Source organism: Paenibacillus sp. 1-8 (assembly GCF_056316205.1).
This window is the reverse complement of sequence record NZ_CM149995.1, coordinates 115,001-140,027: the sequence shown is the minus strand read 5'-3', so window position 1 is coordinate 140,027 and position 25,027 is coordinate 115,001. Positions and strand designations below refer to the sequence as shown.

Sequence of the window (25,027 nt, the reverse complement as noted above, 5' to 3'; positions counted from 1 at the left end):
ATGCGTACTGTTATAAAAGAAGGCTGGGCGCTTGTGCGCATACAATTTTATATTGTCATCATTCTGTTTCTGTATCGACTGCTATGGGGCGTTTTTCTCTATCGACTGGTACAATCCGCCGTTACTCCCCTGCTGCTGCGCTACCCCGATCAGGGTCAAAATGAACTGGGACAGACGTTGTTTTGGATGGAGAGCCAGATTGCCCTGACGGACAACCGAGAGGTTCATATGTATCTGTGGATACTACTGGGGGCAACGGTGCTGCGTACACTGATTACCCCCTTCATCCGGGCGGGAATATACCAAAGTCTGCATACCCATGCGACCGAGCCGCAAAGTCTGTCTTTTTTCCGTGGAATGAAACGTCATGGCTTGTCATCGCTGATCTATTACGTCATCGAGCTTGGACTCCTGCTGCTCCCTGCTTTCTGGGTGGTGCCAAAGCTCTACCCTATCGTAGCAGGGACGCTGCAATCTCCCACCTATCTCCTGCATGTTCTGCCCTATGCCATCGGTTGGATTGCTTATGGCTGGTTCATCCGCCAGTGCATCCTGTACATGCAGCTAGGCACCGTAGGTGGTCACGCCATACTATCGTCGCTGCTTGCCTTCTTTCGCCAAATCCTCCCGGCTATCGGTATTTCGCTTCTGCTCGGTGCAGGTGTACTGCTCGTCCTTGGTCTATTCGGCACGATGGCGATGATTTGGACTGGCATGCTGGCACTCATTCTCCAGCAAACGTATCATTTTGTTACCAGTCTGGTCAGGCTATGGCACATCAGTTCACAGTACCGACTATGGCATACCGATATCTCCGGCAGAGGTTGAACCTTCACTCCGTTCCTCCCGAGCAATTTCTGGCTGTCCAAAGACAACTATCCATCTCCATTCATATCCAGGCAAACGGCACATAACTGAATACTCTTAACAAAATCCGTTCCCGCGATAAAGGGAGCGGATTTTTTTTGTAACTTTTTGCGATGAAACATTTGCCAAAGCCAGCCGACTTTGTTACAATAATCGCAGTGAACTGATAGTAACAACTTTGTAATCTTTATTGTAACCTTTACCTTCAAAACATCGTTATCGTGAATACTGCTCTCCAAGGTGCACATCTTAAGTTAAGCCTAATTCCTGGCACCTGGGAAGCGGGGGAACCAGTTTGGGTGAATTGATCTCGCAACAGAGTGGTCATAGGGGAACCTTCTACCGAATCCTTAAGCTAACCTCGCAGGCATTGGAAGGGGTATATTTTTTTTGAAGAAGAAGCTAACGATCGCAGCCATGAGTCTCGCCATTGCCTTTACATCTTTTACATTCGGTGGAGGAAGTGCATTTGCAGACTCTAAGATGGACCAGGTCATCCAAGATGCCAAAGGAACGAACTACAGAAACGGAGGCACTACACTCGACGGGTTCGATTGCTCCGGCTTCACAATGTATGTATATCAAAAACTGGGAATTAATCTGCCCCATCAATCCGGATCACAATTCAAAATGGGATCTTCCGTATCCCGCGATGAAATGAGACCTGGTGACCTGGTATTCTTCAACACCACAGGAAGAGGCATTTCCCATGTAGGTATCTTCGTAGGTGAAGGGAAATTTGCCCACTCCTCAACTTCACGTGGTGTAATTGTTAGCTCACTGAACGAAAACTATTACGCTAACCGCTATGTTGGTGCAAAAAGAATTATGAGCACAGACGCTTACCACGCCGTAGCTTCTGAAGTTCCTGATGACGACAACGTAGAATAACTAACGACAGCAAGCTAACCCTGAGCCGCAATTTGATTCTGGACGGAATCGAATTGCGGTTTTTTATGTCCACAACATCAGAAACGTTATCGTTACTGACGAACTGGCACCTCAAAAGGTTTCAGTTTCTGTGAACATCGTCGGTCTTACCGTCACGGCTGGGGGAGCATATGAACAGTAAAGCCTTCTTATTGAATGTATACCCGACTTGGGTATGAAATAAACACGCTTGCCAATCCCCAACAACTTGTCTACAATCTGTTGTTAATGGTTTAAGTACTTGTAAAAGGAGGATGGGAAGACATGCCGGCCTCAATATCTAACTACCGGATCGTACCGATGGACGAGCAGCAGGCGGCTGCGATATGTGAGTGGCGCTATGATCCACCCTACAACATATACGGCTGGCTACCTTGGGAACAAATGAAGGCGCTTGAAGTCGAATTTGGAAGCCCCACGCTTCGCCAAGAGCAATATGTTGCCGTACTGGATGACGAGAACACACTAACCGGATTTGCTCAATATTTCCCAATGATTAGCGTGACCCGGCTGGGTCTGGGAATGCACCCCGAATTGTGTGGACATGGCAGAGGCGCCGATTTTGTCCGTGCCATTGCCGAGGAAGCCAGACGACGCAACCCGGAGAATGAAATTGATCTGGAGGTGCTGACCTGGAATGGGCGCGCCATTCGGGCTTACAAGGCAGCCGGATTTGAGCTTACGGATACCTATGAACGTCAGACTCCCGATGGCAAGAAGCCATTTCATTGTATGGTATATCATCCCGACCACCAGCCTCGTGTTCTATGATAAAAGCGCCTTCGGCATACAACGGCATTGTTGTATATCGAAGGCGCTTTTATCATACGGCAGACCATGATCAGTTCAATGACTGCTACGCATTTTCTCAAAAGCTTCATTATATTGTTGGGCTTCCTTAATATCCACGGCCATAATGCCACCGTCATCCCAGGAGGTTAAACGCAGGGTCACGGTCTTATAATCAATCGTAATAAATGGATGATGATTAAATGCTTCCGATATAGCAGCAACTTCATCCACGAATGCAATCCCTTTCATAAAACTGGAAAAATTATATTTCCGGACAATCCATCGTCCTTCCTCCAGTTCCCAGCCCTCCAGCTTCTCCAGATGTGCTTCAATCTCTTCTTGTGTAAAAGGCATGATACGACTCCTCCCCGTTTATACGGAAGCCTTTCAGCCGCTTGAATGCGACCAAAACTACGATATATTGGTGTCCATATTACCACGGCCCCGTTGATAAATCCATAAGACGGCCTGCTCAAATCAAAGGTACCGACGTCAGCTCCTCATCTCCAATGAGCACATAGATACGGTGCTGCTCCGGTTCATAGATGACAACGCCGCTGCCCACAGCGATAACGGGCTCTGTACCCAGCGCATAAAACAGGTCTTCCGCCAGCGCTTCATTGACTTCCTGACGCCCTGCCGGGTCCAACCTGCCCCAATCTTCTGCTTCCATTTCGAAAAATTCATAGCTATCCGGAATGTGTCCCACAGCCTCTGTCAAATCGTTCAAAATTTGTTCATACTCCCGTCCGTGCTTCACTCCCATGCCATTTCCTCCAATTCTTCCACCATTCATTAAATAATCACCTTATTATACCGGAAATTCGTACTTAACAAAAAAGAGAGTTTTGTCGATAAATACTATAATCCGTCTTGTAATGACGTGCCTGGGGCAAGGACGACCCCGGCGGCATGAAAGGATTCAAAATCTATTCTCATGGATGAGGTGTATCATGCAAATTTCAACCATTATCGGACTTGTACTCGGGATTATGTCATTGGTCGTCGGGATGATTCTCAAAGGCGCGCCAGTGATCAACTTGGTCAACAATCCCGCTGCTTACATGATTATTTTTGTCGGAACAGCAGCAAGTATTTTTATGGCCTTCCCAATGGCAGAAATCAAACGGATTCCAAAACTGTTCAAGGTTATTTTCACGGAACAAAAGCTTTTGGAACGTAAAGAGCTCATCGGCACGTTTACCGAATGGGCATCCATTACCCGTCGCGAAGGTCTGCTTGCACTGGAATCCAAGGTAGAGGAGATCGACGATCCCTTTATGCGTGGTGGTATGCGTATGATTATTGATGGTAATGATCAGGAATTCGTACGAGATGTTCTAATGGAGGACATTAATGCTACTGAGGATCGACACCGCTCAGGCGCGCTGATCTTCTCTCAAGCTGGTATGTACGCTCCGACGCTCGGGGTACTCGGTGCCGTCGTAGGTCTGATTGCCGCTCTAGCCGACCTTAGTGACATGGAAAAGCTGTCTCATGCCATCGCGGCTGCCTTTATTGCGACGTTGCTCGGTATTTTTACAGGTTACGTCCTGTGGCATCCAATGTCCAACAAGCTGAAACGGTTATCCAAAAAAGAAGTAGAGCTTAAATTGATGATGGTCGAAGGCCTGCTGTCGATTCAATCAGGTATATCCACCATTGCGATCAGCCAGAAGCTGACGATATTCCTGACTCCGACCGAACGGGCTACCCTGACCGAGAAGGATGGGGATTCCGGTGAGTAAAAAAAGACATGAACCGCACGAGGAGCATGCCGACGAAAGCTGGCTGTTGCCATATTCCGACTTGATGACCCTTCTGCTAGCTCTTTTCATCGTCTTATTCGGGATGAGTGCACTCGACGCCAAAAAATTTGAAACTATGGCTCAATCCATGAGTGCGGCTTTTAGTGGCGGCACTGGCATACTGGATCACTCTGCCGCCAATCCATCGTCACAATCCGCAGATATGGGCAAAAATAAAGAACAGGTAACACAACCTATAAAGTCTAAAGCCACTTCTACGGCGGAGCTGCAAAAGCAACTCGCCCAGCGGGAAGAAGAAGATTTGAAAAAGCTCAAAAAGCAGATGGATCAGTATATTGAAAATAATGGTCTGACTCCGCTGCTCAATACGAAGCTGAACCAATCCCAGCTCATGATCACCATTAGCGATAACGCCTTGTTTTCATCGGGTCAGGCTGAGGTAAAACCGGAAGCACGAAAGCTGGCCAAGTCCATCTCCAGCATGCTCCAGCAATTTCCCGGATATGATGTCATCGTATCAGGCCATACAGATAATGTGCCGATTTCCAGTAGTCAGTTTCCGTCCAACTTTGATTTGAGTGCCAAACGATCTCTGAATTTCTTGCGCATTTTGCTGCTCAATCCGCAGCTTGATCCAACCAAATTTGTATCCATCGGTTATGGTGAGTATCGTCCACTAGCAAGCAATCAGGATGGTCCAGGACGCTCCAAAAACCGCCGTGTCGAAATTTCCGTACTACGTAAATATCAGAACGGCACACAAGTTATCAGTCCTACCTCAAGCGCGAATAAAGGTTGATTATGCATATGTTATATAGACAAAGGCACCGCCGCATTTTTTATGCAGCTGGTGCCTTTTCATTGTGCTATTCCACTCTGCCTCTTGTCCTATCCATTGCCCTGCCATCTATCAGCCATGAGAAGCCCTCAGGCTTAGCTGAGTGTATAATTCAGCATCTCACCTAGTTCCTGCTTCTCCGTCTCTGTGAGGTCACGCCAGGCACCTCTCTGAAGCGACCCCAATCGAATATTCATAATCCGCAGACGTTGCAGCTTCTTCACTTCATAGCCAAAGGCAGCACACATGCGCCGGATCTGACGGTTTTTCCCTTCTGTCAATATGATGCGGAATACGTACTCAGATACACGCGTCACTTCGCAGGGGAGCGTCCGCTGACCGAGTATTTTTACACCTGTGGACATTCCCTGCACAAAAGATGGTGTGACGGGTCGATCCACCGTTACGATATATTCCTTCTCATGCTTGCCTTCCGCCCGTAAAATCTTATTCACAATGTCTCCGTCATTGGTAAGTAAAATGAGACCTTCCGAATCTTTATCCAGACGTCCGATGGGGAAAATCCGCTGCGGGTGCCCCACAAAGTCGACAACATTCCCTTGAATGTGGCTCTCTGTCGTGCTTGTAATACCCACTGGCTTGTTCAAAGCAATATATACGTGACCGGACTTCTCGCGGAGTGGCTTGCCGTTCACACGGACATCGTCGCCCTCCTCCGCCTGACTGCCCAGCACCGCCACCTCGCCGTTAATCGTCACGCGGCCGCTCTCTACCAGCTTGTCCGCCTCCCGGCGCGAGCAAAAACCGGTTTCGCTGATAAACTTGTTAATGCGCAACCTGTGTACCCTCCATTTCTACTGTCACGCTTCCTTCTGCTGCCCATCCAATGGCTCAGGCTCGGCAGTTGGAAGCTGCACAAGGGCTGTCGTTCCCTCTCCCTCTATGCTATCAATATCCAGTGTGCCTTTATGACTCTGTATAATACGCTGGCTGACCATAAGTCCGAGTCCTGTACCTGTTTCCTTGTTTGTGAAAAAAGGTTCCCCCAGCTTGGACAGCATCTCTGCAGGAATGCCCGTCCCTTGGTCCCGTATGAAGATTTTAACGCTTTCTCCCTCCAAGAACAAATGAATCGTTATCGTACCACCCTTGCTCATGGCCTCCATACCATTTTTAAGCAAATTAATGAATACCTGCTTTAACTGATTTTCTTCGGCATATACGAGGGCAGGCTCCTCCGTTACTTCAAGATTGAACACAATGCCTAGCAGATGCGCCTGACTATCAAGCAAGGAAATGACGTCACTTACAATATAACGCACATCTTTTTTCTGAAAATGTACCGCCTGCGGCTTTGCCAATATTAAAAATTCGCTGACGATCAGATTAATACGATCCAGCTCGGACAGCATAATATCATTATGCTTCAGATTCAGCACTTTATTTTGCTGCTGTAACTGGAGGAACCCACGCAGCGTGGTCAGCGGATTACGAATTTCGTGCGCAACTCCTGCCGCCAGTTGTCCTACCGTCGTCAGTTTCTCCGATCTGCGCAGCAATTCCTCCATCCGGTTGCGGCCTGTAATGTCGCGCGAGACGCTGATGAATCCCAGGATCTCGCCTTCTTCATCCAGAATGGGCGACATGCTCATACTAATCTCTACCGTACTTCCATCCTTGCGCATTCGAATGGACTCAATAGATACCATACTCTCTCCCTGAAGCAATCTTTCCTTCTGAAATTTGCACGCTTCCTCTTGCTGTGGCGGTACGAACTGGAGTTTACGCCCGACCAATTCTTTTTTGGTCCAGCCGTACAGGGCTTCAAAAGCATGATTGACCCGGATGATACGCTCATCCTGATCGGTCACATGAATCGCATCAGCCGTCTGATTAATAACAGACTCCAAATGCTCTTTGACAGAACGGTTCTCCTCATACATCTGTTCGAGTCTCCGTGTATACACCCCTAGATTGTAGGCCATCGCATTGATGCGTTCACCAAGCTGAGCAAGCTCATGACCGCCCTTAATCTGTAGTCGTGTGTCAAAATGGCCGTCAGCCATCTCGTTCACTTTTCCCAATATCGACTGAATGGGGCGGACAAACAAACTTGCCAGCACATAGCTGCCAATGATCACAACCTCCAGTAAGACAATAGAGATGGCAATCAGACTGATTAATTGCTTATAAATAACGGAAGAGATCGTATCATAATTCATAACAATACGAATGACATAGGCGTTACGGTTAGCCGGATAAAACGGTATGTAACTAACGAGGACCCGTTCGCCTTTAATATAGCAGTCTTGTACAATACTCTCCCCGGAGAACATGGCCTTGGAAACAGCCAAACGATCCTCCTGTACCCTCGCTAGTTGATAAGTGCCGAATCGGATCGGTTTGTTGTACATGTAATAATATTTTCGGTCGTTTCCATGGTTATCCATCGTAGGGCCACCGAAGGTTGTGGGGTTAATTCCAGTTATCTCCATGATGCGGTAATCCACTTGTTGGGTTTGCTTTACGATTTCATCGGGGCTGAGGATCGGTATAAAATTTTGCACTTCACTGTCCTGAAAGGAGATTCGGATCATATAGTTACGCTTCTGGTCATAATAAAATCCCCATTTGTTAATATGGGTGGCATCTGAGCCTGTATAGTCAAATGCTCCGGTCCAAAAATGATCCAGATTTTGACCATGCACCCTTCCAGCCTGTCCATGCTCATATAATTGATCAACTGCATTTTTCCAATAGCCTGTCAATGGATCGCCTGATAATATCTCTTTCGGATTGGACGATTTGGCAACTTTGTACCCCTTCCCATCACGCACCATCAGGGAAATATCAATATCCCCACTGCGCTTGGTCAGCTGTTCGAGTTGTTCCTGCGTAACATGATCGATATCAGGATCAAGCTGGCTGGCAGCCAGCGTGGCAGATAGCCACAACTTATATCCAAGCTGCTTGTCAACGGCCACCCAGCTTTGTTGGGTTTGTTCAATGGCTCCTCCAATAATCTTGGCCGTCAGAACCATTTTCGTTTCACTGTCACTTCTTAAATTTTCGTGGGTCGTGTAATAGTTGAGTGCAATATTTAACAAAAGGATAAACAGAACGGACCCCGACAAAATGATCGTAATTTTGATTTTTATCGACACACTGATTTCTCACCTCTTGCCGTATGCTGGCGATTACTGGCAATTGCTAACTCAATGATACCGTAATAGTGCCTGTGATACCAGCATTTACATTTCCCGGATAAACATAAATACACACAGCTTGTATACAGTTGTCAATATGCGAACGTTTGCCTACAATATAATAAGATAATCATCCACAAGTCGTCCACAAATACACAACTTTTATTATAAACTGTGGATAAACCTGTGGACAAGTGTCGTGTTATCCACAAAATTATTCACATCATGTTAACAACGGAATATTTGTTCGTTGGATAGTTTGCATTTGAAAGGGGCATTTTTACCAGTGACCACAATAGATCACGCTTATTGGATGAAAGAAGCTATTCAAGAAGCGTATAAGGCAGAAGCGTTGGGTGAAGTGCCCATCGGAGCTGTCATCGTAAAAGATAATGAAATCATAGGACGCGGCTACAACTTGCGCGAGACGGACGCTGATCCGACAGCACATGCCGAAATGGTCGCCATTCGTCAGGCCAGCGAGCATCTGGGAGCCTGGCGCCTGCTGGATTGCAGGCTGTATGTCACTCTGGAGCCGTGTCCCATGTGCGCCGGAGCCATTGTACAATCACGGGTCCCCTATTTGATCTATGGCACCACCGATCCGAAGGCAGGCTGTGCGGGTACGCTGATGAATTTACTACAGGAGCCTCGATTCAATCATTGCACTGAGGTGATCAGCGGCGTTCTTCAAGAGGAATGCGCCTCGCTGCTGACAGATTTTTTTCGTCAGCTCCGGCAAAAAAGGGCCGCTGCCAAGTTGTCTTCCCCACCAACTTCATCCTGAGGATGGGTAGTAGGATCGCTTACTTATACACAACCGTAATGCAGCCGTTATTGACGTCTCATGCTAATTTCCCATGGAAGGAGATCAGCCCATGCGCCGTACGAGCCACTTCACGACGATTCATTTTTCACGCTGGAAGAACAGGAGGGATATATCCGTCAGAAATTGCGTCAAGCAGAGGAGGATCGGGGATATTTGTTCGGTATCTTTCTCTTGGAGGACGAGCGTCTGATTGGCTATGTCTCCATTTCTAATCTTGTGCGTGGCATGATGTTTCTTTGGGTTACGCCAAAACCAGAAAACTACCAAGCTTTACCATGAAGTGCATAGGTCTTGCACATTTGACTAATCGGATTTTTCAATCCCGATATTCGCCCAATTTCCACCGCGACAGCCGATTTTTCTTCCGTGGAACAAGGGGTCACCTCATGAAACGGAAAAAATCGTACGCTAAGCAATTCGTTACATGAAAAAACCGGATCCTTTACTATCTACAAAGGAATCCGGTCTTCGTAATCATAGCTAGAATGAAGTTCAACTAACGTTCTCCCGTTAGCTCAATAAACGAGTTTCATGACGTTCTTATATCTACATATTAAAATTGGAACTCTTTTTGAATATTGATGCTCCCTGCATCGGTAATTACAATAGAACGCCGTACAGAACCTCTCGTAATCCAACCCAGTTCAAGTAGACGACGAGTGATACCAACTGCAATAGGGCCACCTATATGATGATGGCGTTCAGTCCAGTCGATGTGGCGAGGAATAGAGCATGCAAGCCTGTTTAACCCTTCTAACTTCACACCAAACTCAATAAGCCACTTTTCCCCTAATTTAGTAAGCTGGTACTTTTCATTCGATTCCTTGATGTACCCCTTCATCAGGAGTGCATTGGTAATTGATACTCCAAGCTCACCAGCCAAATGCTCGTAACATGTCCGGGCAAAACGAAGCGCCTTTGCTTGATCAGATTCACGTAGGGATCGGGTGGGAGCAGGGGGCGCGAGAGTGGCAATTTCCTCCATGACTTCTGCCACTTTCGAACTCGTTAGCCGATAATAACGATGCCGCCCTTGTGCCTGCATGACTAGAAGCCCTCCTTCGACCAATTTGGTGAGGTGGGCACTCGCTGTTGGTGGAGATACCTCAGCAATGTAGGCCAATTCACCTGCTGTTAGCGCCCGCCCATCTGCAAGAGAAGCGAGGATAGTTGTACGTGTTGGGTCACCTATGAGAGCTGCGACAGATGCGATGTTTTTGTACATATTCATATTTCGATGATACATGAAATAACTGCATGGTACAATCACCTCAAAATAAAAACAGGAAGCCGAGGTTGTATATATGCAGGGATTGACGGCAATAAATCAACAAACTGCAAGCACACGTGATTTGCCAATTATTCTTACGGCTGGGGTAGGTCTTTTTCTATCCACATTGGACACGGGCATTATAAACGTAGCTCTACCGACACTGGGTCAGACTTTTCACGTCAGTGTAAATATAGTTGCTTGGATGGTAACTCTGTATCTTCTTTCACTTAGTACCACTATCGTAGTTTTTGGCCGAGTTAGTGACCGAATTGGTCGATTGAAAGTTTATTCAATGGGTCTGTTACTCTTTGCTATCACATCAATACTGTGTGGAGCGTCATTCAATGCTCCCCAACTGATATTGTTTAGAGGACTTCAAGGAATTAGTGCTGCGATGCTTCAAGCAACATCAGCGGCTATTATCACCACCTGTATTCCACAAGAAAGGCAGGGCGCTGCCTTAGGTACCTTGGGAATGATACTTGGACTTGGTAATGTATTGGGGCCAAGCGCTGGCGGACTACTTCTCTCTTTCGTAGGGTGGCGATGGATTTTTTGGATTAACATCCCCATTTGTGCAGTGGGACTATGGGGGAGCTTTAAACTTACAAGGATGAGGAAAGAGCAAACCAGCCGTGTCTCTCTCAACCTTGTGGGTAACATTCTCCTGGGAGTTGCTATATTCGGACTTCTTTACGGACTTTCAGCAAATTCTTTACATGGATTTACGAGGATGCTTCCATTTTGCCTCTTTGCGTTAGCTCTTATCGGCTACATGGTTTGGGACACTCGAGTATTACACCCCATTGTACCATTGTCTTTATTCCGTAATGGCGCATTCGTTGTCCCTATACTGTCTGGCCTTGTCTTAGGTTTCGCCACTGCAATTGCTTTTATCGTTCCGCCATATTTTCTCGAAGAGGTTACTCACCTTGTACCTTGGCAGGTGGGATTAGTCAATTTAGCTTCCCCATTAGGTCTTGTAATGTTGTCTAGATTATCAGGAAAGCTTATCGGTACCTGGGGTGCAGGTCTGTTAACGGCATCGGGGTTTGGAATCATGTTCATTGCCCTTATAACATTAGGTGCAATGCAATTGAATTGGCATGCCACCTCAATTGGTGCCTTGTTACTACTCTATGGGATTGGTGCCGGTTTATTTATTCCCGCAAATTTATCGGCTATCATGGGTTCGGTAGATCATGAATTACAGGGAACAATCGGATCTGTTCAGCGCATGGTACATAACATTGGGCTCGCCGTGGGTACATCGACGGCTACCTCCATGATTCATTTTGACTCAAACTTAGGGGTAACAGGATACTTGTCAACGTTTCGTGAACTTTGGATTTTTGCGGCCGTTGCAGTACTGATAGCCTTACTCAGCATGGGTTCATTGCGATTGTGCCGTCGGTAACTACACTAGAAAAAATATGCTTTCACATTGATGAAATCATCAATAAAATCCTAGACTTAATACACCATAAAGTTGAAGAGTACCTAGGGTGGCGACTACAACCCAATTATAATAAGTTTTAGACTGTCTGAGTAAAAACGCAGAGGCAGCCTTGGACATTAAAATAAAGTCTTAGACTGCAGCTGTTGTTACTGATCTATAGTTCTGTTATGTTCTATATCCCGTATTTTACCATACACGTAGTGAAGAGGCCGGATCCAAACTAGAGGGACAATTCGCCGATATCGGCTACATGATGGATCAGCACGAACAAGGCAAGGGGCATATGACCGCAGCTTTGAAGCTGGCCATACAATTTGCCTTCCGCGCCCTATCGCTTCACCGTCTACAAGCCGGTACAAATTCAAGGGACATGGCAGGATCATCGGATATTCGGGCTTTTAGCCGAGGATCACGTGTGGCAGACCTGGACAGGTACACCATCTGCCCAGAGCTATATATGACAAAAAAACCGCCTGGCTCTAAGCCAAGCGGTTTTTCTCGCATTACATCATATTATATGGATAATGCCTTTACAATCGCGTCATTCCTTTACTTAAGGAGCAACAGTTTGCATTTTTTGTTGAAATTGTTCGATCGTCAGGACTTGGTCCCCTGTTGGAATACCCACTTTAAATGTTGCTTTTTCATTGATTTTGTTGTATTGCGTGTAGCCAGTTACAGACAATTTTACGTTATCTTTTGTGGTCGGATCATTCATCTCTACATTCGCATTCAGGTCTTGATACACAGGAATATCATCCTTGTTCAAGGCTGTGTTAATGTCAAACTGCTTCACAGTCAAGTAGTTTTTCAACTCATCCAGCTTTTTTCTGAAATCGCTGGTGTTGGTTTCCACTGCAAGTTTTGCTGCGGTGAGATCTTCTTTTTTCAATTGGAACAAGCTGATGTACTCATCTTTTGACATCACATCAATCGCTTTAGGGATTGCCTTAGTAACAAAAGTATCGACAGCTGGCTTCACGTTGTCATTTGTCACTTTAAATTGTACGACTTGTTTAGCTTTAAGGCCTTGTGGCAATTTAGCATCCTTAGGATCAATATCAAAGAAGTACGTTGCTTGATCATACTCACCCAGAATAGCAGCAATGACTTCATTCGCAAATTTCTGCGATTTTTCCTGATCCATGGATGCAGGGTTAAATTCTTGTCCGGACTGTTTAGCCAGCTCCTGCGGATCAATAATCAGGAATTTGCCTACAACGTCCTGTGGAAGCGGGTAAAATGGAACGTTCGGAATTTTAACGTACAATTTATCTTTGGTCATAACCATTGGAATCGTGAAGCTGGTGGAAAGGTCACCTTTCAAATGAATGCCCAGCGTCATTTCGGATTGTAAAGGTTCTTTTTGATATACACCATCCAGCGTAATATCTGCGTTTTTCAGCATACTGGTTACCATTGCACTTTGCTCGCTTGGAATGGAAGCAGATGTGATCGTCAGATCCTTAACCGTAAATTGACTTTTGGTTTCATAAGAAGTCAGTTTCATTGCATTAGCAGTACCGTTCGTAACAGCTTCCTTCGGTTCTAACTTCTTGCTACAACCTACCAGTGCTACCGTCAAAAGCAACACCATAGCGAGTACCAAGACGGATAACTTTTTACTCATTGTGTAGATTCTCTCCTCTCATAATTAACCCCTTTTATAATGCTAACAAAAAAATACACACCCTCTATTTTACCGCAATCTCACAGGCAATGAAACACTTATTGGAAAATTTTCTTACAATAAGCACAAAGACACCCCGGCTCTTTAACAAGGGTGTCCTGTACTTTACCATAATTTTTAGGCAAAAAGTCTAACTACTTATGATCCTTCTCTGTTGTGGTGGTCTACGTGATTCCGCTGTTTCACCTTTTTGGAACCGGACAATGGCTCCTGTTGATGATTGCGCTCACGCTTTTCGTTTCCTCCACCGGCGTCCTGTGCCTCAGGAACAGGAATGGCTTTAGGCTTGCTCATTTATGCATCCTCCGTTCTCAGACTAAATTTTGATACATCATCAGATCCATTCATTACCATTTAAAATAGGACTATAGATGGTGCAGGTCTTCTGATTTATCATGATTAAGTGCATCCTGATGACGGCGGTCATTACGATCCTGCTGCACTTGCTGTGCCTGATGACTATTAACCGGACGTTGCTCCAAATCATCCACAATGTTAGACAGGTTTTTATCCAGTCCGTTTTTGGCTTTTGTCATGTAGCTTCCCCCTCATTCCTTCATGACTACGAATGTGTCAATGACTGCAACGTTTGAGCACACTGATGAATATGTCGAGTGTAATCGGACACCAGCTGTTGAATGATATCTGTTCGTTCATCCACAGACTGTCCGTCCCGTTCTACATCGACCAAGCTAACCTGCACTTCCCGAGAATCTACATAAGTACATGCAAAATCAAAGGAGTACATTTGTCGGCCCTCTACCTCGATATGGATTCGTATAGTGCGGTTGTCTGCTTCATCTGCTTGTACCTGTGATTTATCCCCTGAATTCAAAAGTCTCGGCAGTTGTTCCTGCCAGGCTTCTACCAGCTTTTGCTGATCTACTGTCATTTCTCGATTCATGCCAGCACCTCCACATCTGATAACGTGTGAAAAAAGCAGGCTTTTTATACAACAAAAAAGCCATCCTTTACGATCTCTAATCATCAGCGTATAAAGGCTAATGTATCAGCTAATCGTATTCGAATGGCTTGGCTCATTTATAATAATGGCGGAGAGGATGGGATTCGAACCCATGTGGACTTGCGCCCTAACGGTTTTCAAGACCGCCCCGTTATGACCGCTTCGGTACCTCTCCAGGTGGTAATTGGATAAAGTTGCTTCCCATTTAAAATAAACTCAGGCGCAACAAAATCATTTTACCACAGACTTTAAACGAATGCAATGCTTACTGTTTGGGAGCAATAACTTCAGCGCCTCGCATGTATGAACGCAGCACTTCCGGAATTACAACGCTTCCGTCCTCCTGCTGATAGTTCTCCAAAATAGCAGCCACTGTGCGTCCTACAGCCAATCCTGAACCGTTCAGTGTATGTACAAATTCAGGCTTTGCTCTCGACTCCGGCCGAAACCGGATGTTTGCACGACGCGCTTGGAAATCTTCTGTATTCGAACAAGAAGAAATCTCACGGTACATGCCACTCTCAGGCAGCCATACTTCCAGATCGTACGTTTTGGCAGACGTGAAGCCCATATCCCCGGTGCAAAGTGCCAGCACACGATATGGAAGTTCAAGCAGTTGCAAAACACGCTCTGCATTATTCGTCATTTTCTCCAGTTCCTCATAGGAGGTGTCCGGGTGAACCAGCTTAAGCATCTCTACCTTATTGAACTGATGCTGACGGATCAAACCACGTGTATCCCGTCCTGCCGATCCTGCCTCAGAGCGGAAACAGGAGCTGTATGCTACATAATTTTTTGGAAGCTGATCCGCGTTCATAATCTCTTCGCGGTGATAGTTCGTTACCGGAACTTCAGCCGTAGGAATGAGATAATACTCGGTATCGCGCAGCTTGAACAAATCCTCTTCAAACTTCGGAAGCTGTCCTGTTCCATACAGACTGTCCCGGTTCACAATGTATGGGGGCAGCATTTCTTCATAACCATGCTCACTGCTATGCAGATCCATCATAAAGTTAATCAGCGCACGCTCCAGACGTGCTCCCAATCCTTTGTAGAACGTAAAACGGGAACCCGTCACCTTCGCTGCCGCCTCAAAATCGAGAATATCCAGCTCCTGTGCCAGCTCCCAATGTGCTTTTGGCGTAAAAGAAAACTCGCGTGGCTCCGACCAGCGGCGAATCTCTACATTATCCTCCTCCGAAGCACCTACAGGCACCGACTCGTTGGGGATATTCGGAATGGACATTACCAGCTCGTCGATCTGAACCTCCAGTTCGCGCACTTGCTCATCCAATTCTTTAATACGGTCAGAAACCTGACGCATCTCGGCAATAAGGTCATCCGCATTTTCTTTATTCTTCTTCAACTTGGCTACTTCACCGGATACGACATTCCGTCGATTTTTGAGCGCTTCACTTTCCTGAAGCAACTCACGACGACGCACATCCAGATCCGTAAAGCCATTTATCAGATCCAGAGATTTGCCCCTATTTTGCAAAGCTTTTTCAACCCGACCAAGCTCATTACGTAAAATCTTTATATCTAACACAGGTAATCCCTCCTACACTACAAACCGACTTTCCGCTATTCGCGGACCATATCCACAAAATACTGATGCAACCGGTAATCGTCCGTTAATTCCGGATGGAAGGATGAAGCCAGCAAATGACCCTGACGGGCCGCCACGATCTCGCCGTTATACTCAGACAGCACATCCACTCCCGTTCCAACAGACTGTATTAATGGCGCGCGTATAAACACGGCACGAACCGGTTCCTCAATCCCTTTAATGTCCAAGTCTGTTTCAAAGCTTTCCCGCTGGCGACCAAAAGCATTACGTGCCACTGTAATATCCATCAGTCCCAAATGTGCTTCTTCTTGTCCTTGAACCGTTTTGGCCAACACAATCAATCCCGCACAAGTGCCGAATATTGGCTTGCCTTGATCGGAAAACTGACGTATGGCATCTATAAAGTCATACTTGCGCATTAGCTTGCCAATCGTCGTGCTTTCACCACCGGGAATGATAAGACCGGACAGCTCATTGAGCTGTTCGATCTTCTTCACCGCCACACCTTCCGCACCCGCAAGTTCAACGCTTCGTATATGCTCAGCCACAGCGCCTTGCAGCGACAGAACTCCTATTTTCATGCCGGTCCCTTCCTTCTTACCAACCACGATCCTGCATGCGTTCATGCGGTGCCAGTTTGGAAATTTCAATGCCCTTCATCGGAGCGCCCAAATTCTTGGACACTTCTGCAATCAGCTTGTAGTCCGTATAATGAGTAGTCGCTTCCACGATGGCACGTGCAAACTTCTCAGGGCTATCGGATTTGAAAATGCCAGAACCGACGAATACGCCATCAGCGCCCAAATGCATCATCAATGCGGCATCAGCAGGTGTTGCTACGCCGCCCGCTGCAAAGTTGACCACTGGCAGCTTGCCGTGCTCATGCACTTCCAGCAGCAATTCGTAAGCAACGCCAAGGTTTTTCGCTTCTGCATACAGCTCGTCCTTCGACAGGTTTTGCACCTTGCGAATTTGGCCGTTGATAAAACGCATATGACGAACAGCTTCGACAATATTTCCGGTTCCAGGCTCACCCTTTGTACGAATCATGGATGCTCCTTCGCCGATGCGGCGCAGTGCTTCTCCCAGATCCTTGGCTCCGCAAACGAATGGAACGGTAAACTCTTTCTTATCGATATGGAAAACTTCATCCGCAGGTGTCAGCACTTCGCTCTCGTCGAGATAGTCAACTCCGAGAGATTCCAGCACCTTCGCCTCCACAAAATGACCAATACGAGCCTTAGCCATAACGGGAATAGAAACCACCTTCATGACCTCTTCCACAATCGTTGGGTCAGCCATACGGGCAACCCCGCCAGCTGCGCGGATATCTGAAGGCACCCGTTCAAGTGCCATTACTGCTGTAGCACCTGCCGCCTCTGCGATTTTAGCCTGTTCAGCGTTCATGACATCCATGATTACGCCGCCTTTTTGCATCTCTGCCATACCTCTTTTTACACGTGAAGTTCCCGTTTCCATGTCGTTGCCTCCTGTAAGGGTTTCGTTTAGATTCTAACTTAATATTTTACCGCACAGACGCCAAATACACAATCATTTCAAGCCGCTAAATAAGTAATGAAAAACAGGATACATCGCTTCTCTCTAATTGGCAACAAGGCCATTAGAACAAGTTTTTAATTCCCTGGAACAAATCACCAAAGAAATCGCCAATGGCCCGGAAAAGCATACGGAACCAGCCGCCCTCTTCCACAGCCGTTGTAGTAACCATATCGACGGTTTTGACTTGACCTTTATCCACGCCATCCGTTTTGTACGTGTACGTAATCGTACCGACTTTTGCCCCTTGCTTCAAAGGTGCCACGAGCGAGCTTTCCGGCATAATGTTCGTTGTAAACGTCACTTTAGGATTGCTTGCGCCTTTAGGTACGACAAAGCTTACTGCATCCTTGGTCACGACAGGTACTTCTGTCTCAGTCCCCTTGGTGACAGGTACATTCTCCACACCTTTAACCACTGTCTTTGGAGCCACTACCTGCTTCACTTCAAAATTATCGAAACCATAGTTTAATACTTTAGCTGTTTCTGTAAAACGGTGTGGCTCGGAGTCTGCCCCCATAACTACACTGATAAGACGCATTCCGTTGCGTTCGGCTGTTCCCGTAAAACAGTTACCAGCATTGCTCGTATGACCGGTTTTCATTCCGTCCAGACCTGGATAAGCAAATTTTCTAAAATTAGTTATATTCTTGTTTGCTTCCAACATCCAGTTATAGTTAATAATCGGCGCTTTGTCCGTCGGACGGAACTTGTACGATTGAATTGTCGTAAACCGTGTATAATCCGGATGGTCCTTAATGATGTTACTAGCCAGTATTGCCGCATCTCTCGCTGTCATTACGGTTTCACGATTGGTATCTGGTTGAAACCCTGCAGGCATATCCTTACGGTCCAATCCTGTAGAGTTAATAAAATACGTATTTTTCATACCCATTTTCTGAGCTGTTTCATTCATCAATTTTACAAAGTCCTGCTCGGTTCCAGACACACGCTCGGCAAGAGCTACCGTTGCATCATTGGCAGAGCCTACCGCCATGGCAATATACAACTCTTCTACCGTATGTTGATCACCTTGAGCCAGAAAAATACGCGATCCGATGCTCTTGGCAGCATTCTCATTAACCGTAACCTTATCCGTCCATTTGAGTTTTCCTTGCTTGACCTGCTCCGCTACGATGTACTCTGTCATCATTTTGGTCATACTTGCTGGTGGGAGCGGCTCATCCGGGTTCATGGACAGCAATACCTGCCCTGTGGAAGGCTCAATCAAGATAGCCGAGCGCAGTGCCAGACTAGGCGGCTTCACAGAGCCTGTCCCCGTAATATTCGCCGCCTCTGTTGTCGCTCCGGCAGCAAAAGTAGCTACAGTGGAATCAAAATTTCCCACAACCGGCAATGCTGACATATACATCATATTAAGCACCATGACTGCAGTCACACTCTTTTTAATCATGCTGCGTTTTTTATTTTGCTTTAAATTATTCGGTTTCAAATGGATACAAACTCCTCTCGTACCTCAACCCAATCCGCTATGTATAGCGAGACGGTGGTTATAGCCTTAACTTGGCCAATGTAATTAATGTTTAATGTCTTATCATTTATTGGATTTCTTCTTTATAAGTTCGGCCTATCATGAGCATGCTCTACTTGTTGTTTGTTTGAATCCCGCAAGGTACTCATTAAGGGTACTCATCTGTCTTTACTTTCTCAACAATTTCTTAAAAAGGCGGACACCTGTCTATTCTATCACAGGGGTATCTCTAAAAAAAGACAGGCAGAGCGAAATGCGCTCTGCCTGTCGTCAAGTCTACTACAGCTGAACTTTATAGAGAGTAGTTTGGTGCTTCTTTCGTAATTTGCACATCATGCGGATGGCTCTCACGCAGACCTGCACCTGTAATACGGATAAAGCTTGTATCGTTGCGAAGCTCCTCAATATTAGCAGTACCGCAATATCCCATACCGGAACGAAGACCGCCCAACAGCTGATGAACCGTATCGGAAAGCGGCCCTTTATAAGCGACACGTCCTTCAATGCCTTCGGGTACCAATTTCTTGTCATCATCTTGGAAATAACGATCTTTACTTCCTTGCTTCATCGCAGCCATAGAACCCATACCACGATATACTTTAAAGCGACGTCCTTGGTAAATCTCTGATTCGCCTGGACTTTCTTCCGTACCAGCAAAAAGACTGCCCAACATTACCGCAGAAGCTCCTGCTGCAATGGCCTTCGTAATTTCGCCGGAATATTTAATACCACCGTCTGCAATAATCGGAATATTATATTCCCTTGCTACGGTCGCACAATCATAAATAGCTGTTACTTGCGGAACCCCGATACCGGCGATCACGCGCGTTGTACAGATAGAGCCTGGACCAATGCCGACTTTTACAACCGAAGCTCCGGCTTCAATCAGTTCACGCGTTCCGTCACCAGTAGCTACATTACCTGCTACAATCGTCAGATCAGGATAAGCATCACGCAATTTGCGAACCGCTTCAATAATGTTAATATGATGACCGTGAGCAGAATCGACGACAATCAGATCCACACCTGCATTTACGAGTGCTTCAGTCCGATCAAACGTATCTTTGGAAATACCGACAGCCGCACCGACCAGAAGACGCCCTTGTGCATCTTTCGCTGCGTTTGGAAATTGAATAGCCTTCTCAATATCCTTAATAGTGATAAGCCCTTTGAGGTAATTTTCATCATCGACCAAAGGAAGCTTTTCAATTTTATGCTTTTGCAAAATAACTTCCGCTTCCTGTAAAGTCGTGCCTACAGGTGCAGTTACCAGTTCTTCTTTCGTCATAACTTCACTAATTTTAAGATTAAAATCGTGAATAAAGCGAAGATCGCGGTTAGTAATAATACCCACCAGCTTATTTTCTTCATTTACAACAGGTACGCCAGAAATACGATATTTACCCATAACAGCTTCAGCATCAGATACCAAGTGATCTGGAGTCAATGAAAATGGATTGGTGATAACACCGCTCTCTGAACGTTTAACCCGATCTACCTCTACTGCTTGCTGTTCAATCGACATATTTTTATGAATGATACCGATACCGCCTTCACGAGCCATGGCAATTGCCAAAACTGCCTCAGTAACAGTATCCATACCAGCACTCATCAAAGGAATATTCAGCTTAACGTTATCACTCAAACGGGTCGCTATGCTTACTTCTTTCGGCAGAACCACCGACTTGCGAGGTACCAGCAAAACATCGTCAAAGGTAAGGCCTTCCTTACCGAATTTATCTTCCCACACCAAGATGATCCTCCTTCAAATTATTTAGTCTGTATTGGTCTTGTTGTCTGTCCGACATGGACAAATCAAGGCTCTCTGAAAATATATTATTGCAATCTTAGCAAAGCGGTATAGGGGTGTCAAGCCTTCCTCAGCAGCCATAACTTTTAGTATTCCCCTGTACAAACAAGTGTACTCGCAGGAAGGACATCCTTTATAATTAAGCTTTTCCAGAGATAAAGTCGACCCTTTTATTAAAAATAATCCGCTTGGAAAAAGACAGATTAGGGGTTACATATAAGGTTCTGGAACGTAATATACAAAAAAAGGACCACATCTCAAGGAGATCATGGTCCTTCTTACTTTTGCTTGGCGACGTCCTACTCTCCCAGGACCCTGCGGTCCAAGTACCATCGGCGCTGGAGGGCTTAACGGTCGTGTTCGGGATGGGTACGTGTGGAACCCCTCCGCTATCGCCACCAAACATAAATTTGCTGTGCAAATTCTACCATATGGTTATCCGGTTCATCACCTATTGTGTGAATGAATAGCCATGCGCTTGTCGTATGTATCTTCTACATACCTTCAAGGTGTTACACCCTGAAAACTGGATCCGAAACTCCATTGCGTCCTATTCTTAGGATAAGCCCTCGACCGATTAGTATTGGTCAGCTCCATGCATTACTGCACTTCCACCCCCAACCTATCTACCTCGTCGTCTTCAAGGGGTCTTACATACTGGGAAATCTCATCTTGAGGGGGGCTTCACGCTTAGATGCTTTCAGCGCTTATCCCTTCCGTACATAGCTACCCAGCGGTGCTCCTGGCGGAACAACTGGTACACCAGCGGTACGTCCATCCCGGTCCTCTCGTACTAAGGACAGCTCCTCTCAAATTTCCTACGCCCACGACAGATAGGGACCGAACTGTCTCACGACGTTCTGAACCCAGCTCGCGTACCGCTTTAATGGGCGAACAGCCCAACCCTTGGGACCTACTTCAGCCCCAGGATGCGATGAGCCGACATCGAGGTGCCAAACCTCCCCGTCGATGTGGACTCTTGGGGGAGATAAGCCTGTTATCCCCAGGGTAGCTTTTATCCGTTGAGCGATGGCCCTTCCATGCGGTACCACCGGATCACTAAGCCCGACTTTCGTCCCTGCTCGACTTGTAGGTCTCGCAGTCAAGCTCCCTTCTGCCTTTGCACTCTTCGAATGATTTCCAACCATTCTGAGGGAACCTTGGGGCGCCTCCGTTACTCTTTAGGAGGCGACCGCCCCAGTCAAACTGCCCACCTGACACTGTCCTCGTACCGGATCACGGTACCAAGTTAGAACCTAGATACGATCAGGGTGGTATCCCAAGGATGCCTCCTCTCAAGCTGGCGCTCAAGTCTCTTAGGCTCCCACCTATCCTGTACAGATCGTACCCAAATTCAATATCAAGCTGCAGTAAAGCTCCATGGGGTCTTTCCGTCTTGTCGCGGGTAACCTGCATCTTCACAGGTATTAAAATTTCACCGGATCTCTCGTTGAGACAGCGCCCAAGTCGTTACGCCATTCGTGCGGGTCAGAATTTACCTGACAAGGAATTTCGCTACCTTAGGACCGTTATAGTTACGGCCGCCGTTTACTGGGGCTTCGGTTCATAGCTTCGCCCCGAAGGACTTACCACTCCCCTTAACCTTCCAGCACCGGGCAGGCGTCAGCCCGTATACTTCGCCTTGCGGCTTCGCACAGACCTGTGTTTTTGCTAAACAGTCGCTTGGGCCTTTTCACTGCGGCCCCCTCGGGCTATTCACCCTACCGAGGCACCCCTTCTCCCGAAGTTACGGGGTCATTTTGCCGAGTTCCTTAACGAGAGTTCTTCCGCGCGCCTTAGAATTCTCTTCTCGCCTACCTGTGTCGGTTTGCGGTACGGGCACCTTCTCCTGGCTAGAGGCTTTTCTTGGCAGTCTGAGATCATGACCTTCGCTACTACAATTTTCGCTCCCCATCACAGCCCAGCCTTACGATGTGCGGATTTGCCTACACACCAGCCTCACTGCTTAGACGGACATCCATCAGTCCGCGTCACTACCCTACTGCGTCACCCCATCGCTCATAACGGATTACGGTGGTACAGGAATTTCGACCTGTTGTCCTTCGACTACGCCTATCGGCCTCGCCTTAGGTCCCGACTTACCCTGAGCGGACGAACCTTCCTCAGGAACCCTTAGGCTTTCGGCGGATCTGATTCTCACAGATCTTTTCGTTACTCATACCGGCATTCTCACTTGAATGCAGTCCAGCGCTCCTTACGGTACACCTTCAACCCGCATTCAACGCTCCCCTACCCCTGATACCTAAGTATCAAGCCATAGCTTCGGTGGCGTGTTTAGCCCCGTTACATTTTCGGCGCAGAGTCACTCGACCAGTGAGCTATTACGCACTCTTTCAATGGTGGCTGCTTCTAAGCCAACATCCTGGTTGTCTGTGCAACTCCACATCCTTTCCCACTTAACACACACTTGGGGACCTTAGCTGATGGTCTGGGCTGTTTCCCTTTCGACAATGGATCTTAGCACTCACTGTCTGACTCCCGGAACTAAGTCTATGGCATTCGGAGTTTGACTGAGCTTGGTAACCCTTGCGGGCCCCGCACCCAATCAGTGCTCTACCTCCACGACTCTTATTCCGAGGCTAGCCCTAAAGCTATTTCGGGGAGAACCAGCTATCTCCGGGTTCGATTGGAATTTCTCCGCTACCCCCACCTCATCCCCGCATTTTTCAACATGCGTGGGTTCGGGCCTCCAGTGCGTGTTACCGCACCTTCACCCTGGACAGGGGTAGATCACCCGGTTTCGGGTCTACGTCCACGTACTAAGTCGCCCTATTCAGACTCGCTTTCGCTGCGGCTTCAGCTCTTCACCTTAACCTTGCACGGGAACGTAACTCGCCGGTTCATTCTACAAAAGGCACGCCATCACCCATAGATCGGGCTCTGACTTCTTGTAAGCACACGGTTTCAGGATCTATTTCACTCCCCTTCCGGGGTGCTTTTCACCTTTCCCTCACGGTACTGCTTCACTATCGGTCGCCAGGGAGTATTTAGCCTTGGCAGATGGTCCTGCCGGATTCATACGGGGTTTCACGTGCCCCGCACTACTCGGGATCCGTCTCGGAGGGAACAGGTTTTGAATTACAGGGCTTTTACCTTCTCTGGCGGGCCTTTCCAGACCTCTTCATCTAACCGGTTCCTTTGTAACTCCATGTGAGACGTCCCACAACCCCAAGGAGCAAGCTCCTTGGTTTGGGCTAATCCGCGTTCGCTCGCCGCTACTGACGGAATCACTATTGTTTTCTCTTCCTCAGGGTACTTAGATGTTTCAGTTCCCCTGGTATGCCTCTGTTCTGCCTATGTATTCAGCAGAAAGTGACTGTCGATGAAGACAGCCGGGTTTCCCCATTCGGACATCCCCGGATCAAAGCTTGCTTACAGCTCCCCGAGGCTTTATCGTTGTTCGCCACGTCCTTCGTCGGCTCCTGGCGCCTAGGCATCCTCCGTGTGCTCTTTGTAGCTTAACCTAGACTTTTCTTTCATAGAAAGAAAATGTCGATGTTCGATAAAGAATGATTTTTGCCAAAGGCAAAAGATCTTTCCTTACCTGCTACCTTTATTTCACTTGTTTACACAAGATCAGCGTAAAGGAATATTCTAAAACGCAATTTCGTTTCGGTATCCAGTTTTCAAGGTGCAATACTGTTTCAAGGAAACAGTAACCTGTGTGATTATCGATCCAACTCCGAAGAGTGGATGATATTCATGCAGTATGTTGAGAGTTTGAACTCTCAAAACTGAGCAACGAGTGAGTAGTTTTTGAAGCTTACGCTTCATATTTGAATGTTTCCATTGCAGGAAACGATTCTCCATAGAAAGGAGGTGATCCAGCCGCACCTTCCGATACGGCTACCTTGTTACGACTTCACCCCAATCATCTACCCCACCTTCGGCGGCTGGCTCCCTTGCGGGTTACCCCACCGACTTCGGGTGTTGTAAACTCTCGTGGTGTGACGGGCGGTGTGTACAAGACCCGGGAACGTATTCACCGCGGCATGCTGA

Annotated in this window: 21 protein-coding genes, 1 tRNA gene, 3 rRNA genes, 1 pseudogene and 1 riboswitch (1 of these 27 only partly in view); of the genes and pseudogenes, 8 read left to right on the top strand and 18 right to left on the bottom strand. The window is 47.0% G+C overall.

Annotated elements, in window-relative coordinates; all coding sequences use genetic code 11:
- The 3 genes from AC0WRU_RS00550 to AC0WRU_RS00540 all read left to right on the top strand — a co-directional run bounded on the left by AC0WRU_RS00550 (position 1) and on the right by AC0WRU_RS00540 (position 2,568).
- Positions 1-828: a hypothetical protein gene (locus tag AC0WRU_RS00550; RefSeq protein WP_476126826.1), complete on the top strand. Its 828-nt coding sequence runs from the start codon at positions 1-3 to the stop codon at positions 826-828.
- A gap of 286 nt (positions 829-1,114) precedes the next feature.
- A riboswitch (cyclic di-AMP (ydaO/yuaA leader) is annotated at positions 1,115-1,252 on the top strand.
- A 5-nt stretch (positions 1,253-1,257) separates the two neighbouring features.
- On the top strand, positions 1,258-1,758 hold the full coding sequence (locus AC0WRU_RS00545; RefSeq protein WP_476126825.1) for a C40 family peptidase: 501 nt from the start codon (positions 1,258-1,260) through the stop codon (positions 1,756-1,758).
- 303 nt (positions 1,759-2,061) lie between these two features.
- Entirely contained in the window at positions 2,062-2,568 is a 507-nt protein-coding gene (locus AC0WRU_RS00540; protein ID WP_476126824.1) for a GNAT family N-acetyltransferase, read from the top strand.
- 75 nt (positions 2,569-2,643) lie between these two features.
- Here AC0WRU_RS00540 and AC0WRU_RS00535 read toward each other — a convergent pair whose 3' ends face one another.
- Positions 2,644-2,943 (bottom strand): 4a-hydroxytetrahydrobiopterin dehydratase, encoded by a 300-nt coding sequence (locus AC0WRU_RS00535; protein WP_007428083.1) that lies wholly within the window; start codon positions 2,941-2,943, stop codon positions 2,644-2,646.
- A 118-nt stretch (positions 2,944-3,061) separates the two neighbouring features.
- On the bottom strand, positions 3,062-3,355 hold the full coding sequence (locus tag AC0WRU_RS00530) for a hypothetical protein (protein ID WP_476128522.1): 294 nt from the start codon (positions 3,353-3,355) through the stop codon (positions 3,062-3,064).
- 187 nt (positions 3,356-3,542) lie between these two features.
- On the opposite strand from AC0WRU_RS00530, the gene motA reads away from it, so the two are divergent.
- The gene (motA, locus tag AC0WRU_RS00525) at positions 3,543-4,337 is read left to right on the top strand and encodes a flagellar motor stator protein MotA (RefSeq protein ID WP_025683484.1); all 795 of its coding nucleotides are present in this window, start codon (positions 3,543-3,545) and stop codon (positions 4,335-4,337) included.
- Positions 4,330-5,157, top strand: a complete 828-nt coding sequence (locus AC0WRU_RS00520; RefSeq protein WP_476126823.1) for a flagellar motor protein MotB — start codon at positions 4,330-4,332, stop codon at positions 5,155-5,157. Before motA ends, AC0WRU_RS00520 begins: the two co-directional genes overlap by 8 nt.
- 134 nt (positions 5,158-5,291) lie before the next feature.
- On the opposite strand, the gene rluF is transcribed toward AC0WRU_RS00520, so the two are convergent.
- A complete protein-coding gene (gene rluF / locus AC0WRU_RS00515; RefSeq protein WP_476126822.1) occupies positions 5,292-5,993 on the bottom strand; it encodes a 23S rRNA pseudouridine(2604) synthase RluF in 702 nt (233 codons plus the stop codon).
- Between the two features lie 24 nt (positions 5,994-6,017).
- A complete protein-coding gene (locus tag AC0WRU_RS00510) occupies positions 6,018-8,321 on the bottom strand; it encodes a PAS domain S-box protein (protein WP_476126821.1) in 2,304 nt (767 codons plus the stop codon).
- A gap of 328 nt (positions 8,322-8,649) precedes the next feature.
- On the opposite strand from AC0WRU_RS00510, the gene tadA reads away from it, so the two are divergent.
- Positions 8,650-9,150: a tRNA adenosine(34) deaminase TadA gene (tadA, locus tag AC0WRU_RS00505; RefSeq protein WP_025683480.1), complete on the top strand. Its 501-nt coding sequence runs from the start codon at positions 8,650-8,652 to the stop codon at positions 9,148-9,150.
- Positions 9,151-9,745: 595 nt separating this feature from the next.
- On the opposite strand, the gene AC0WRU_RS00500 is transcribed toward tadA, so the two are convergent.
- Positions 9,746-10,417 (bottom strand): ArsR/SmtB family transcription factor, encoded by a 672-nt coding sequence (locus AC0WRU_RS00500; protein ID WP_476128521.1) that lies wholly within the window; start codon positions 10,415-10,417, stop codon positions 9,746-9,748.
- Positions 10,418-10,496: 79 nt separating this feature from the next.
- Between AC0WRU_RS00500 and AC0WRU_RS00495 the strand changes: the two genes are divergently transcribed.
- Together AC0WRU_RS00495 and AC0WRU_RS00490 are read left to right on the top strand one after the other, a co-directional pair.
- The gene (locus AC0WRU_RS00495) at positions 10,497-11,882 is read left to right on the top strand and encodes an MFS transporter (protein WP_476126820.1); all 1,386 of its coding nucleotides are present in this window, start codon (positions 10,497-10,499) and stop codon (positions 11,880-11,882) included.
- Between the two features lie 268 nt (positions 11,883-12,150).
- A pseudogene (locus tag AC0WRU_RS00490) lies at positions 12,151-12,385 on the top strand (GNAT family N-acetyltransferase); the annotation flags it as partial.
- Between the two features lie 92 nt (positions 12,386-12,477).
- Here AC0WRU_RS00490 and AC0WRU_RS00485 read toward each other — a convergent pair.
- The 13 genes from AC0WRU_RS00485 to AC0WRU_RS00425 form a co-directional block, all read right to left on the bottom strand.
- On the bottom strand, positions 12,478-13,554 hold the full coding sequence (locus AC0WRU_RS00485; protein WP_476126819.1) for a hypothetical protein: 1,077 nt from the start codon (positions 13,552-13,554) through the stop codon (positions 12,478-12,480).
- A gap of 198 nt (positions 13,555-13,752) precedes the next feature.
- Positions 13,753-13,908 (bottom strand): small acid-soluble spore protein P, encoded by a 156-nt coding sequence (locus AC0WRU_RS00480; RefSeq protein ID WP_134911701.1) that lies wholly within the window; start codon positions 13,906-13,908, stop codon positions 13,753-13,755.
- Between the two features lie 71 nt (positions 13,909-13,979).
- Positions 13,980-14,150, bottom strand: coding sequence for a hypothetical protein (locus AC0WRU_RS00475; protein ID WP_162833911.1), 171 nt, complete (start codon positions 14,148-14,150; stop codon positions 13,980-13,982).
- A 26-nt stretch (positions 14,151-14,176) separates the two neighbouring features.
- Entirely contained in the window at positions 14,177-14,518 is a 342-nt protein-coding gene (locus AC0WRU_RS00470) for a hypothetical protein (protein ID WP_025683476.1), read from the bottom strand.
- Between the two features lie 146 nt (positions 14,519-14,664).
- A tRNA-Ser gene (locus AC0WRU_RS00465) sits at positions 14,665-14,753 on the bottom strand.
- Between the two features lie 90 nt (positions 14,754-14,843).
- Positions 14,844-16,127, bottom strand: coding sequence for a serine--tRNA ligase (gene serS / locus AC0WRU_RS00460; protein WP_476126817.1), 1,284 nt, complete (start codon positions 16,125-16,127; stop codon positions 14,844-14,846).
- A 35-nt stretch (positions 16,128-16,162) separates the two neighbouring features.
- A complete protein-coding gene (gene pdxT / locus AC0WRU_RS00455) occupies positions 16,163-16,729 on the bottom strand; it encodes a pyridoxal 5'-phosphate synthase glutaminase subunit PdxT (RefSeq protein WP_025683474.1) in 567 nt (188 codons plus the stop codon).
- A gap of 16 nt (positions 16,730-16,745) precedes the next feature.
- On the bottom strand, positions 16,746-17,627 hold the full coding sequence (gene pdxS / locus AC0WRU_RS00450; RefSeq protein WP_025683473.1) for a pyridoxal 5'-phosphate synthase lyase subunit PdxS: 882 nt from the start codon (positions 17,625-17,627) through the stop codon (positions 16,746-16,748).
- 142 nt (positions 17,628-17,769) lie between these two features.
- Positions 17,770-19,158: a D-alanyl-D-alanine carboxypeptidase family protein gene (locus AC0WRU_RS00445; protein ID WP_476126816.1), complete on the bottom strand. Its 1,389-nt coding sequence runs from the start codon at positions 19,156-19,158 to the stop codon at positions 17,770-17,772.
- 331 nt (positions 19,159-19,489) lie between these two features.
- Positions 19,490-20,947 (bottom strand): IMP dehydrogenase, encoded by a 1,458-nt coding sequence (gene guaB, locus AC0WRU_RS00440; RefSeq protein ID WP_476126814.1) that lies wholly within the window; start codon positions 20,945-20,947, stop codon positions 19,490-19,492.
- Between the two features lie 346 nt (positions 20,948-21,293).
- Positions 21,294-21,410: ribosomal RNA gene (gene rrf / locus AC0WRU_RS00435) — 5S ribosomal RNA — on the bottom strand.
- A 154-nt stretch (positions 21,411-21,564) separates the two neighbouring features.
- Positions 21,565-24,492 (bottom strand): 23S ribosomal RNA (locus AC0WRU_RS00430).
- A 348-nt stretch (positions 24,493-24,840) separates the two neighbouring features.
- Positions 24,841-25,027: ribosomal RNA gene (locus AC0WRU_RS00425) — 16S ribosomal RNA — on the bottom strand (it continues 1,371 nt past the right edge of the window).
- The 16S, 23S and 5S rRNA genes sit together here, the layout of an rRNA operon.